Annotated in this window: 15 protein-coding genes; 4 read left to right on the top strand and 11 right to left on the bottom strand. The window is 39.8% G+C overall.

Annotated elements, in window-relative coordinates; translation table 11 throughout:
- From BW139_RS05610 to murJ, 9 genes are all read right to left on the bottom strand, one after another.
- Nucleotides 1-486, bottom strand: a complete 486-nt coding sequence (locus tag BW139_RS05610; RefSeq protein ID WP_008114436.1) for a hypothetical protein — start codon at nt 484-486, stop codon at nt 1-3.
- Complete coding sequence (locus BW139_RS05605) at nt 474-1469, bottom strand: PilW family protein (protein ID WP_076918949.1); 996 nt, start codon at nt 1467-1469, stop codon at nt 474-476. The genes BW139_RS05610 and BW139_RS05605 overlap by 13 nt, the downstream gene beginning before the upstream one ends.
- A 1-nt stretch (nt 1470) precedes the next feature.
- Entirely contained in the window at nt 1471-2031 is a 561-nt protein-coding gene (gene pilV, locus BW139_RS05600) for a type IV pilus modification protein PilV (protein ID WP_076918948.1), read from the bottom strand.
- 444 nt (nt 2032-2475) lie between these two features.
- Complete coding sequence (gene ispH / locus BW139_RS05595) at nt 2476-3405, bottom strand: 4-hydroxy-3-methylbut-2-enyl diphosphate reductase (protein ID WP_010391276.1); 930 nt, start codon at nt 3403-3405, stop codon at nt 2476-2478.
- On the bottom strand, nt 3405-3845 hold the full coding sequence (gene fkpB / locus BW139_RS05590) for an FKBP-type peptidyl-prolyl cis-trans isomerase (protein WP_008114425.1): 441 nt from the start codon (nt 3843-3845) through the stop codon (nt 3405-3407). Before fkpB ends, ispH begins: the two co-directional genes overlap by 1 nt.
- Entirely contained in the window at nt 3842-4342 is a 501-nt protein-coding gene (lspA, locus tag BW139_RS05585; protein WP_008114424.1) for a signal peptidase II, read from the bottom strand. The genes fkpB and lspA overlap by 4 nt, the downstream gene beginning before the upstream one ends.
- Before the next feature lie 12 nt (nt 4343-4354).
- Nucleotides 4355-7183, bottom strand: coding sequence for an isoleucine--tRNA ligase (ileS, locus tag BW139_RS05580; protein WP_076918947.1), 2829 nt, complete (start codon nt 7181-7183; stop codon nt 4355-4357).
- A gap of 29 nt (nt 7184-7212) precedes the next feature.
- Nucleotides 7213-8139: a bifunctional riboflavin kinase/FAD synthetase gene (gene ribF, locus BW139_RS05575; protein WP_010391271.1), complete on the bottom strand. Its 927-nt coding sequence runs from the start codon at nt 8137-8139 to the stop codon at nt 7213-7215.
- 74 nt (nt 8140-8213) lie between these two features.
- Nucleotides 8214-9752, bottom strand: coding sequence for a murein biosynthesis integral membrane protein MurJ (murJ, locus tag BW139_RS05570; protein WP_407070239.1), 1539 nt, complete (start codon nt 9750-9752; stop codon nt 8214-8216).
- 295 nt (nt 9753-10047) lie between these two features.
- Between murJ and rpsT the strand changes: the two genes are divergently transcribed.
- On the top strand, nt 10048-10308 hold the full coding sequence (gene rpsT, locus BW139_RS05565) for a 30S ribosomal protein S20 (RefSeq protein WP_008114420.1): 261 nt from the start codon (nt 10048-10050) through the stop codon (nt 10306-10308).
- Nucleotides 10309-10375: 67 nt separating this feature from the next.
- Here rpsT and BW139_RS05560 read toward each other — a convergent pair whose 3' ends face one another.
- Entirely contained in the window at nt 10376-10759 is a 384-nt protein-coding gene (locus tag BW139_RS05560; protein ID WP_008114419.1) for a response regulator, read from the bottom strand.
- 108 nt (nt 10760-10867) lie between these two features.
- Between BW139_RS05560 and BW139_RS05555 the strand changes: the two genes are divergently transcribed.
- From BW139_RS05555 to smrA, 3 genes are all read left to right on the top strand, one after another.
- Nucleotides 10868-11287 (top strand): hypothetical protein, encoded by a 420-nt coding sequence (locus tag BW139_RS05555; RefSeq protein ID WP_139336328.1) that lies wholly within the window; start codon nt 10868-10870, stop codon nt 11285-11287.
- A gap of 106 nt (nt 11288-11393) precedes the next feature.
- On the top strand, nt 11394-11639 hold the full coding sequence (locus BW139_RS05550) for a hypothetical protein (protein ID WP_008114416.1): 246 nt from the start codon (nt 11394-11396) through the stop codon (nt 11637-11639).
- Between the two features lie 131 nt (nt 11640-11770).
- Nucleotides 11771-12352: a DNA endonuclease SmrA gene (smrA, locus tag BW139_RS05545; RefSeq protein ID WP_076918946.1), complete on the top strand. Its 582-nt coding sequence runs from the start codon at nt 11771-11773 to the stop codon at nt 12350-12352.
- A 257-nt stretch (nt 12353-12609) separates the two neighbouring features.
- On the opposite strand, the gene BW139_RS05540 is transcribed toward smrA, so the two are convergent.
- Nucleotides 12610-13530: a glyoxylate/hydroxypyruvate reductase A gene (locus BW139_RS05540; RefSeq protein WP_076918945.1), complete on the bottom strand. Its 921-nt coding sequence runs from the start codon at nt 13528-13530 to the stop codon at nt 12610-12612.
- Between the last annotated feature and the right edge of the window lie 48 nt (nt 13531-13578).

The following is a 13578-nucleotide window of genomic DNA, read 5'->3' as shown; positions in this document are numbered from 1 at the left end:
TTAAATACCTTTACTTATACTAGCCATCTCTTGAGCGACACCGGTTACTATAGTGATTTGGTGTTTACTTTTAGAGCCATAGTCTATGGTTGTTGATACCTGAACCATATTGCAGGAGATCCCCGTCGTAAAATTAAAGCGTCTAGGACACTTTAAATCAAGCATGCCGTTATTTAAATTAACCATATTGCTTGTCATATCATTACGGTTAGCAATTTCAATACCGCTATCTGTGACCTCATCGGGAGTCAAAAAGAACTGATTAGCAGCCCCTTTACTTACCTCATCAGCAATAATCCGCTGTACTTCACCAATTAATTGATTTTCAGCGACTTCACGTTCCTGTGCGGCATTAGTGATCTTAATATCAATACTACTGCTGCTCATTAAGGTTACCGCAATCCCTGTCACAGCTATCACCATAATAAGTGCAGTAATAAGCACAACACCCTGTTGCTTACTCCTCGTAGGGCTTAAATGCGCCATAAATTCGATCCTGCATTGTTTAAACGTATTGTTGTAGTAAAAACAGTACGTCTGAAATTGTCTGAAAACGTTAATGTTCGGCTGTTAGCATCTTCACCAAGAATATAGGTTTGGTTTTTTATAGAAATCCCAGGATCTGGCTGTAATGCTCTGATCAATAAAAAAACTTGAACGGTTAAAACACCTTTTTGATTTTCCCACTGTGCAATACTCATATCATCAATGCTTCTGTATGTATCTACACGGCTATCACTAGTGGTATCTAAACCAAACACAAAGCGCATATTCTCGACGCCTTCCATAATGGTTTCTGTTGTCATCGAATCTCCGACTAAGCGTTTTCGCATTAATGCAGGAACCGTAATGCTTTTATTGTTTACTGTATAAGTTTGCTCTGAAATATAGTAACTATGATGACTATACGGCCAAATACTGGCATTAAGATTCACAGTAGCCGGGTCAATAACACCGCGAACAAAACGGGCACTTTCTTGCTCAGCAATAAAATAGTTTTCATCACTTTGGGTTTGATTGGCACCCGCTTCTACCTGTAGTTGACGACCTTGCAAAAACTTTACTTGTAAAATGTCAGTTCCTGCTAGCGGATTATTAATACAGCTAAGCTCACTTGAATCTACTGCTACTTTGGCAAATAGACCTTTAAAGTTGCTGCTACTCGCTAAATTAGGGAAGCTACCATTATTATCACCTTCAGAGCAATCACCTGTGGGGCTTGTTAATGTGGTGGTATTTATAGCGGAAAATGAATCATCATAAAAAGTCCCCCAAAAACCAACTTGTTCAATATCTCGTTGCATAATGTTAATGGCTAAGCGACCTGATTCTTGTAACTCGCCTATGGTCATAGTGTCTTTGGTGGTCACTTTCATGCCAATATAAGTAAACATCACACCACCGAGGATCAAGCCACCAATAAAAAGTGAAATCATCATTTCAACCAGGGTAAATCCGGCTTGCTTCATTTTAACTCCTGACATAAACATAACTGTTTAACACCACCAAACGACGTTTTTTATCTGCTACGCCACAGTTAATATTTCCAGTAGCTTCACTTGCTTTAAATTCTTGGCGCCCCTGCCAGGTTACAATTACTTCAACATTAAATGCATTACCTGCTGCACTGGCAACAGCTGCAGGGTTAATACATACCGAGGCATCATCTAATGAGCCTGTATTTTCGCGAGCACGAATAGCACGCTTCCACTGCTCAATATCTAAAGCAGCAATTTGTGCATTAGTGCAAGAGTTTGTAAAACACGTATTTGATGAGTTCTTGCCAGTATCACTATTAAAGTCAACATCATAAAGAGTCGCTAGTTGCGGTGTATCATTAGCCCGTATTCGTTGAATAATATCATTGCCAAGTGCCACGGCTGCTGCGCGTTGCATTGAGTCAAAACTCGCTTGCTTTGCTTTAGCTTGTAAGGCAACAGCGCCTAATAAACCAAAGCTGAGAATAATAAAGGCGATGAGCACTTCTATAAGTGTAAAACCTTTTGAAAATTTAATCTGGTGTGCAAACATAAGGTAGCCAAAAAATGTTGATTGGTGCAATTGTATACATTTACGAAACATATTCAATATACAACCGCTCGCACAATGAAATAGTTGGCTATTACGATAATCAGCGTTTAAGTACTGTATTTTGGGATACTTGGCTGTTTTTCCATCTGTAAAATATTTTGAAAAACAGTAAAAAGCGTTTAAGCCTCAAAGAGATAAAAATAAGTAAGGATGGAATCAGATTATAGACTTGTTTAATGAAATAGTGAATGGCGCTTTTATTTAGTTCAAAGCCATAAACCAAACAGAAGCACATATTGAAATGGAAGTGGTTTATTTTATTGCTATTTTTAGGAATATTAAAAATAACAAAAAAATATTAAAAAAATGATTAAAAAGGCTGAATGAAAGTAATCCACTGCATGTCAGTTACTAATTCATTCAGCTTTTTCATCATTTAAAAAATTAACGCAGCTCTACTGGTACAGCAAAAACGATGTTTTCTTCTTCACCTGGATTCTCGGTTACTTGCGTGCCACCAAGCTCTTTTAAGCGAGTAATCACTTGCTGAACTAATACCTCAGGAGCTGAAGCACCGGCAGTCACACCTACACTATTGATACCATTAAACCATGATGCTTCAACATTACTAGCATCATCAATTAAATAGGCTTGCGTCCCCATCTTATCTGCCAGCTCTCGTAAGCGATTAGAGTTGGAACTATTTTTAGCACCCACAACTAATAACACATCCACTTTATCAGCTAAATCACGAACCGCATCTTGACGGTTTTGCGTTGCATAACAAATATCGTCTTTACGTGGGCCATCAATTGCAGGAAATTTACTACGTAAAGCATCAATCACATCTGCAGTGTCATCTACTGATAAAGTTGTTTGACTGCAGTAAAAAAGGTTATCTGCATTTTTCACATCAAGCTTTAATACATCATCAACCGTTTCAACAAGGTAAATACCACCTTGTTCGTTATCGTATTGACCCATGGTACCCTCAACTTCAGGGTGTCCGTGGTGGCCAATTAAGATGCATTCAATACCTTTTTTACTAGCACGAGTTACTTCCATATGCACTTTAGTCACTAACGGACAGGTTGCATCAAATACTTTTAACTCTCGGCGTTTAGCCTCTGAGCGAACAGCCTGAGATACACCATGAGCACTAAAAATAACAATGCTGTCATCAGGAACCTGATCTAGTTCTTCGACAAATACGGCGCCGCGATTTTTTAAGCCATCAACCACATAACGGTTATGCACCACTTCGTGTCGCACATAGATTGGTTTTTCAAAAATATCTAAAGCGCGCTCAACAATACTGATTGCGCGGTCAACACCAGCGCAAAAGCCTCGTGGATTAGCTAATAATATTTCCATTAACCCTGCACCTCAATAATATCAACTTCAAACGTTAAACGCTGACCCGCTAATGGGTGGTTAAAATCGATAGTAACTGATTCACCTTGCACTTCACGCACCAAACCAGGAAGCTCAGTACCATCAGGTTGAGTAAAAGCAATAATCGCACCTACTTTAGCCGGTGTTTCTGCACCAAACTTACTACGATCTACATAATAAATATTATCTGGGTTTGGTTGACCAAAAGCATCTTCAGGCTCAAGTTCAAATGTTTTGCTTTCACCCGCCGTTAAGCCAAGTAAACATTTTTCAAAGTTAGCGGTTAAGCTGCCATCACCCATAGTCAGTTTTGCTGGCTTGTTATGCACTTTTGTTGAATCAGCGGCAGAGCCATCTTCTAGTTTAATAGAAAAATGAAAAATAACGTTTGAGTTTTCACCAATTACAGCTTGGCTCATGCTTTATGCTCCTTTGGTTCTTCGCCTGTAAAGGCATCAAATAGTAATAATGCAGCGCCAATACAAATAGCACAGTCAGCAATATTAAATACGGGGAAATGTGAGTCTTCGTAAAACACATGTAAAAAGTCAATCACGTAGCCATAAGCAACACGGTCGTATAAGTTACCAATAGCACCTGCTAGCACTAACGAATATGCACCGCACAATACTTTATTAGACGCAGGAAGGCGCTTTAACCACCATACCAACAAACAACTAATCGCGATTGCTATTGCACTTAAAAACCAACGCTGCCAGCCACCCGCTTCGCTTAAAAAGCTATAGGCTGCACCGTAGTTATGTACATAAGTGATGCTAAAAACAGGCAGTAAATTAATTGACTCACCATAAGCCATGGTGTTTACAACCAGTGTTTTACTGGCAAAGTCTATTACAAGCAGTAATAGACTCAACCAAAGCCACACTAAACCACTTTTTTGGGTTAGTTTGCTCACTAAAAACAACTCCTAAGCGAATTGACGCTTTTCACCTTCACCGTCAACGTTACTTACACAACGACCACAAATTTCAGGATGAGCAGGCTCAACACCTACATCTTCACTGTAATGCCAACAACGCTCACACTTTTTAGCATCTGTTGCTGATACGCTAATGTATAAACCTTCAATTTCAGTTACTTGTGAGTCCACTGGCTGGCTATCCACCTCAGTAACATTTACAGCTGAAGTGAGTAAAACAAAGCGCAGTTCATCGCCCAATGCCGCCAGCTTAGCTGCAAGTTCTTTGCTTGCAAACAAGTTAACCGTTGCTTGTAATGTAGCGCCAATCACTTCTTCTTTACGCGCAGCTTCTAGCAGACGGTTCACTTCGTCACGCACATTTAAAATAGCTTGCCAGTCTTCATTGCTAAACTTGGTCGTTGTTGGTGCTTGTAAGCCCTCATACCAAGTTGAAGTAAATACATAGTCACTGCGCTCACCTGGAAGTGCTTCCCAAATTTCTTGTGCTGTAAAGCTCATGATTGGTGCCATCCAACGCGTCATTGCTTCAGCAATGTGGTATAGCGCGGTTTGACAAGAACGGCGTGCATGACTGTCGCTTTTTGCCGTGTACTGACGATCTTTTATAACGTCTAAGTAGAACGAACCAAGCTCACCGGTACAGAAGTTCATTAGCTTTTGCGTTACTAATAGCATTTGGTAGCTATCGTACGCTGCTAAAATGTCATCTTGTAACTGTGCTGCGCGCCCTACAATCCACTTATCAAGCTCAACCATATCATCCACAGCAACTTGATCCGTTTTTGGATCAAAACCACTAAGGTTAGCAAGTAAGTAACGGCTGGTGTTACGAATACGACGGTAGCGATCTGCTGAACGTTTGAATATTTCATCTGATACCGTCATTTCTGCCGTGTAATCAGTTGATGCTACCCATAAACGTAAAATATCAGCACCTAGTTTATTCATCACATTTTGTGGTGAAATAACATTACCTAATGACTTAGACATTTTGCGGCCGTTTTCATCAACCGTAAAGCCATGCGTTAGCACTTGTTTGTAAGGTGCATGACCATTTATTGCCACTGAGGTCATCATTGATGACATAAACCAACCACGGTGTTGATCAGAACCTTCAAGGTATAAATCAGCAGGGCCAACTAAATCTTCACGCGCATCAACAACACAGGCATGAGTCACACCTGAGTCAAACCACACGTCCAGTGTGTCTTGCACTTTCATGTATTGTTGTGCGTCTTCTTCACCTAGTAAAGTAGCTGGCTCTAAGTCATACCATGCTTGAATACCTGACTTTTCAACAAGCGCTGCTGCTTGTTCAATCAGCTCTTGAGTATTTGGGTGTAATGCACCCGTGTCTTTATCAACAAACAACGCAATAGGTACACCCCACGTACGTTGACGTGAAATACACCAATCAGGGCGGCCTTCAACCATGTTGGCAATACGGCTTTCGCCCCATTCAGGTAACCACTGAGTATTTTTAATTTCAGCCAGTGAGTCTTGGCGCAAGTTAGCCTGATCCATGCTAACAAACCATTGTGGTGTGGCACGGAAAATAATAGGCGTTTTATGACGCCAACAATGTGGATAGCTGTGAGTTAATGCATGGTGATGCATTAGGGCATTATTTTCTTTTAATACCTCAATTACACTCGCATTGGCTTTAAACACATGTTGACCGGCAAATAATTCAGTATCAGGTAAGTAAACACCGTTTGCGCCAACAGGGTTAGCTACTTCAAGGTTGTACTCAAGACCAGCCACGAAATCTTCTTGACCATGACCTGGTGCAGTATGCACGATGCCCGTACCTGAATCAGTTGTTACGTGCTCTGCAACAATAACAGGAACATTAAAGTCATAAAAAGGGTGTGCTACGGTTAAGTTTTCAAGTGCTGCGCCTTTAACATAGCCAAGGATATGGAAATGGTTAAAGCCAAAACGATCCATCGCATCTTTAACCAGCTCAGAGCCAATAATAAGACGTTGCTGAACGCCTTCATCTTCTACTTGTACTAGCGCGTATTCTAAATCAGCATGCACAGCTACCGCACGGTTCGCAGGTAAAGTCCATGGTGTCGTAGTCCAAATAACGGTTCCTACGCTACCAGTTCCTGTATGGCCAGCCGCTAAATCAAATGCGTTAACTACCGCATCTTGATCTGTAAAAGTATAACGCACATCAATAGCTGGAGACTGTTTATCTTGGTATTCAACTTCTGCCTCAGCTAATGCTGAGCCACAATCTGTACACCAATGCACAGGCTTAGCGCCTTTATGAAGGTGACCATTTTTTATAATGCGGCCCAATACACGAATGGCATTAGCTTCAAAGTCGAAGTTCATGGTTAGGTAAGGTTTATCCCAATCACCAAAAACGCCTAAACGTTTAAAGTCTACTTTTTGGCCTTCCACTTGCTTTTTAGCATAGGCACGACATTTCTCACGAAACTCTGCCGCAGTTACCTTAACACCGGGTTTACCGACTTTTTTCTCAACCATTAACTCGATTGGTAAACCATGACAGTCCCAACCTGGTACGTATGGCGCATCAAAGTCTGATAAGGTTTTAGACTTAACAATAATATCTTTTAATATTTTATTTACTGAGTGGCCTAAATGGATATCGCCGTTTGCATACGGAGGGCCGTCATGCAAAATGAAAGTTTTTTTACCTTTCTTCGCGCTGCGAATTTGACCGTATAGGTCGTCTTCATACCATGCTTTAAGCATTTTTGGTTCACGTTGTGCCAAATTGCCACGCATTGGAAACATTGTTTCCGGTAAATTCAAAGTATGTTTGTAGTCGCTCATTAATCCTACTTTCCGTTTCTATCGGCTACCTAATTTAAACCAAAACACTGCTTAGCGGCGGCAACATCGGTTGCTATTTGTGCCGTCAGTTGTGTTAATGTCTCGAATTTTTTCTCATTGCGGAGTTTTTCAATTAGCTCCACATGCATAAATTGTCCATAAATATCTTGTGCAAAATCAAAAAGATGAACTTCTAATAAGGCACGAGTTCCATTAAACGTGGGTTTGTTTCCAATGTTAGCCACCCCAAAAACTTGCTTTCCTGCGATCATCACTTGAACCGCAAATACACCATTGACCGGACAAACTTGACGTTTTAGCGCAATATTTGCCGTTCTAAAACCCAGTTCGCGGCCTTTCTTCCAGCCATGAATAACACGTCCAGATATTGCATAATTATGCCCAAGCATAACTTTTGCACTAACTAGGTCACCTTCAGCAAGCGCTTCTCGTATCAAGGTGCTGCTTACTCTAGCATTTAATTGCCTAAAGCTGGCAGTGCTTTTAACACTCATTCCCGCTTGGGTGCCCATAGTTGCCAATAGACTAAAGTTACCTTGGCGCTGTTTACCAAACCTAAAATCATCACCAACCGTTAATGCTTTAACGCCCAGCTTTTTAATTAAAATATCGCTAACAAACTGCTCGGCATGCATGTTTGCAAAAGCCTGATTAAAGCTAATACAAATAACGCGTTCAATTCCTAAGTTACTCAATAGGCGTAGTTTATCACGCAGTCGAGTAAGCCTAGCCGGAGCGTTATTTTTTGCAAAAAACTCTTGTGGCTGAGGCTCAAATAACATTACGGTGCTGGGTAAATTATTTTCTTTTGCGTCAGCTAAAAGCCCTTTTAATACGGCAGCATGACCCAAATGAACACCATCAAAATTACCAATGGTCAGCACACAACCAAAGTGTTGTGGGCGTATATTGTGTATACCTCTAATTAACTCCATGCCACCTAATGCCTTTTTCAGCGAGCGATAAAATGCGACCTCAAGCCGCAGAGTGTCCGATTATAATCTTTTTTTTAATTTGATTCAGTAATTGCTACACTTTTTATCGTATTTAGTCTAACACCCATCAAAAACAACATAAAAAAGTAACTAACAATCGCAATAATTAATAACACAACCAATAACATAACTTGTTCGCTAAAGTGCCAACTAACCCAGTCATATTGCCTACTGGTAAACCAAACCAATGCGCCCATTGTCATACTTGCCAACAAACACTTCAAAGTGAAGTAGCCACTCATGCTGGAAAACTGATAAACATTCTCTTTTTTAAGCTGTCGATACAGTAAGTAGGCATTACAACTTGCCGACATTGAGGTTGCCAGTGCTAAACCTAAATAGCCAATAAATGGCGCTAACATAATGTTAAACACCATATTTAATACCAAAGTAATAATGCCTATGCGTACCGGCGTTTTAGTATCTTGGCGAGAATAAAACCCTGGTGCGAGGACTTTAATTAACATAAAACTGACTAATCCCACTGAGTAGGCAACCACCCCTAAGCTCACCGCCTTAACATGATCAATACCCGCTTCTTTGAATGCACCATGATCAAACAGCACAGTAATTATAAGCGGACTTATAATCATCAATCCTATCATTGCTGGAAGCCCTAAAAAAATCACAAATCTCACCCCCCAATCTAGGGTATGTTGAAAGTCGCTACTTTTTTTACTGCTGTGTAATTTTGATAGCGCAGGTAAAATAACCGTCGCAATACCAATACCAAATAAACCAAGTGGGAATTCAATCAGTCTATCTGAGTAATACAGCCAAGCGATAGAGCCTGTCATCAATAATGAAGCTATTACCGTATCGAGTAATAAGTTAATTTGACTAATTGATACACCAAATAAGGCTGGGAGCATTAACTTGCGTACTTTTTTCACATTCTCGTCTTGCCAACCCCAACGTGGGCGCGCCAACATTTTTGCCTTATATAAAAATGGCAGCTGGAAGAGTAACTGTACTACCCCACCTAAAAATACGCCTATTGCTAAAGCATATGCACCTACAGAAAATTGGTCGTGCAATAAAATGGCACAACCGATAATAGATACATTGAGTAACACCGGGGTAAAAGCCGCAACGGCAAAACGATTATAAACGTTCATCACCGCGCCACTGAGTGCCACTAAGCTTACAAAAAATAAATAAGGAAACGTAAGTTTTAATAGCGAACTGGCAAGTTCAAACTTTTCTGCGTCTGGGCCCCCTTGCCACCAATCAATAAACCAACCAGTACCAAATAATGCAGCAATAACGGGTGATGCTATCACACCAAAAAGCGTCACTATCAGTAAAATAGTGCCTAACGTGCCGGCGGCTTGGGCTACAAATATCCTGACCTTCTCATCGCCCTGCTGCTGTTTAATTTCACTTAATACCGGTACAAATGCTTGCGCAAAAGCCCCTTCGGCAAATAAACGACGTAAAAAATTAGGAATACGGTTAGCAAATAAAAATACATCAGCTGCAGCGCCCGCGCCCAACAAGTTAGCCACGACGGCATCACGTACGAGCCCTAAAATGCGCGAGATCATTGTCATTGCACTTACAATCATCCCAGAACGAAACAAACCTTTTGACACTATAAATCCATATTAAAAATCAGCAATTACGTTAATTATGCCATAGTCTTTTTTATAAATCGCTTTAAAGCACTAGGCTGGAACCCCTTGCTTTGTTACAATAGCGCTATTAACTGCTAAAGCGGCAAATTGATGTTCGTTATAAGGAGCAGTTTTTCTTGGATTGTTAAAATTAAATTGACATTCATGATAAAAACAGGCATATTCCACGGCCTTTAATTTAAGCTTTATTTAAGATTGTTAGGAGCAAACCTTGGCTAACATCAAGTCTGCAAAAAAACGCGCTATCACAAGCGAAAAAAACCGTCAGCACAACGCAAGCCGTCGTTCAATGATGCGTACTTACTTCAAAAAAGTAATCGTAGCTATTGAAGCTGGCGATAAAGAAGCTGCACAGCAAGCTTTTTCTGTTGCTACACCTATCCTAGACCGTTACGCAACTAAGGGTCTAATCCACAAAAACAAAGCTGCTCGTCATAAGAGCCGTTTAGCTGCTAAAATTAAAGCGCTATAATTTGTTTTTGCAAGATTAAAAAAACCGGCTTTTGCCGGTTTTTTTTTACCCAAAATAAATGCGCCTATTAAACGTTATCAAGCTCTGGGTAAAACTTTTTCAACATCGCCGCAATTTTCTTTGGAGAAAATGGCTTAACTACAAATCCTTTAGCCCCTCTATCTATCGCATCCTTCACATTTTCAACGCCTGAATGAGCCGACACCATCACCACGTTTGTCTCTGGTGATAACTCATTAATTTGCGCAATAAGCTCTTTACCGTCGCCATCAGGTAGCTCTATATCTAAAAATATAATATTAAAATTGGCTGCACGACACTCGCTAATGCACTGCGCGGCCGTTGACGCCTCTTTTACATTCTCTATCCCTAAATGCATCAATGTTTGACTGAGAAAGCTACGCACCGTGCTAACATCATCAACAATCAAAATAGATAGCTGCGTATTCATATATAATCCTTATAGGCTAAAGCCATGTCTGCGAAATTGGTGATTTGCTTAAAATACAAATATTTACTTTATTATAGAGAGCTAAGCTAAAAAGGCCAGATTTGCTTTATGTCGAAAACCACAAAAAAGAGTCGCCGCAAAAAAAATAAAACGATTACTGTTAAACCTACATCCACTAATAAGCTTGCAAACCTTGGCTCACAATTAAAGCCGCAATCAAAGAACACTAAGCGTGATATCAAGCTGGCCCTGTTTTTTATTTTCACGATATTATTACTTATACTTGTTTTAATACCAAAGCCAAGCTTACTTACTTATAAAAAATCATCTATGGTAAGCCAAAGTGTGTATTGGCCAGGGGTGTTTTCAAGCGAACCAAAACTATTGGACTCAACCCTTCATCCGCGACTTGATACGCAGCGAAGAACACTTTATTTATGTATTGATTTACAGCAACCGCAGAGCTGCCAAAAATATCGAATTATTGCTGAGGAAGGAATATTTTCAGTATTGCTTACTTACTTTTAACATTAAAAAAACTAATCTGAAAATTTAAAATTACTTGGTTGAAAGCTGTGCAAAAGATCAACATAATGGCGCTCCTTTTTTCAACAACTGAACTATTGAAACGACCATGCTAAACGAGCTAGATTGGCTTTTAAATACATTACTACTTGCACTAGGTTTAGGTGCATTCTTTATTAACCAACTGACACTGCTTCGCGTTGCAGCGATTAGTGCCTGTGGTTTGTTATTCCTATCATTTAGCTTAGATCTTATGTCGTCGAGTATTATTTCAAATATGAGTTTAGTTTTGATCAACACATTTTACTTGTTCAAAGTTTATACATTTGGGCAATTTACTGTATCACAGCACTAATTACTTCCCCTTAGAATATTTTATAGCCCAGTTTTTCTGGGCTTTTTTTATTTCACAGCTTTAAAGATCTTGGGTCTTAGTTTGAACTAAGTTAAAATTTATCTCGTATTAGCCTAATTTGAGATAAGCCCATGCCGTTGTCAGATTTCGATTTATTCTTATCCTCTATGGAAGATGTTACCCCCATAACGCATGACACTGTGACCTTACCACCTAAAAACCATAAAGCGGTCATCGCACAGCAAGAAAAAAATAAAGCGGCACAATTAAACTTAAACAGTGAACAATTTAATCCGTTAGATGAACCACTTGAATTGCTCGACCCACTCGCCATATTAAGCTTTAAACGAGATGGCGTGCAAAGCCCGGTTTTTAAAAACGTAAGACTAGCTAAATATCAGCTCGATGCGACATTAGATTTACACGGGCAACTTTTAAAAAATGCCCATGATTCGTTGCAGGCCTTTATTAAAGATTGCCACCAGCGCAATATAAGAATGGTTCTTGTTCGTCATGGAATAGGAATTAAAAATAAAGCCAAACCGGGTATTTTAAAAAGTTACGTAAACCAGTGGTTGCAAACTATTCCCTGTGTTTTAGCATTTCATACTGCACTCAGGCAGCATGGAGGAAGTGGTGCGACGTATGTCTTACTGAAGAAGAGTGATGATAAGAAGCATCAAAACCGAGAAATCCACAGCAAGCGTAGCTAATTCCTACTGTGGTAATAAGAGTTAGTTGAGCAGCACTGTCGCATTGGCTTGGTTAAACCAAGCAGATATTCCTAATATAATGATAGATACAACCACAATGCTGATTTTTGCGCCCCCTTGACTGGGTTTCATAATTCATCCTATTTATTATTATTGTTAGAACGGCTTTTAACAATAATAAAAATTACAAATGTTAACAAGCTGTTTCTGTTAAAAGTTAAACAAATTTTAATGCTTTAAAGTCAAACAACTCTAAACTAATAACCTTGCTGCTTATTAATGCAATTAATTAATGGCTGTCTCGCTTTTAAGCGCAAAATATTATCTGCTATTTGTTCAACAACACTATCTAGATCTGACAACGCAGCACAATGCGGCGTTAAAGTAATATTTGGGTGCTGCCAATAAGGGTGTTCGCTTGGTAGTGGCTCACTGGCAAATACATCAAGCGTTGCTGCTCGTAAACGTGCGTTGTTGAGCGCATCGAGCAAATCAGCTTCAACAACATGCTCACCTCGGGCCACATTAATTAACACTGCGTGCTCAGGAAGTTGCTTAAGCAACTGTTGATTAATAATACCTTTGGTATTGCTAGTAAGTGGCAGTAGGCAGATTAAATAGTCGGTTTGCTCAAGCATCTGTGTTAAGCCATCATCACCATGATAGAGTGTCGCTATGGTTGATGTTTTAGGATTTCTGCTCCAAGCATTGACTTTAAAACCGTTACTAACCAGCCTATGTGCACATGCTTGACCTAGTTCGCCAAACCCTAAAATACTCACTTGATTATGTTTATGCGCTCTTTTGGGTTTCCATTCACTTTGCTGTTGTTTTAAAAAATATTCTTTTAATCGCAATTTTTGCGCTAATACATGAGTAAGTACATATTCAGCCATGTCGTTGGCTAACTGTTTATCGACAATGCGCACTACTTCAACATGTGCAGGTAGTAAACTTAAATCGATACTATCAACCCCAGCACCAAACGATGACACCGCTTTCAAATTTATCAACTTTGGCCATAAAGACGCGGGCGCATTCCAAGCCAGTACAAATTCCACACTTGCAAAATCTTGGCAATCATCAAGCTGCTCAATTTGAATATTGGGTAATTGTGATTGCATTCTTGCAATTAATTTTGTGTTATCTCGACCGGTAATCGCGACTAAAACTGACATGATGATTCCTTAAAAAGTAACCGTAAATAATAGTACTGGTATGATTTA

Source organism: Pseudoalteromonas sp. SK18 (genome assembly GCF_001974855.1).
GTDB lineage: Bacteria > Pseudomonadota > Gammaproteobacteria > Enterobacterales > Alteromonadaceae > Pseudoalteromonas.
This window is presented reverse-complemented; position numbering and strand designations above follow the sequence as displayed.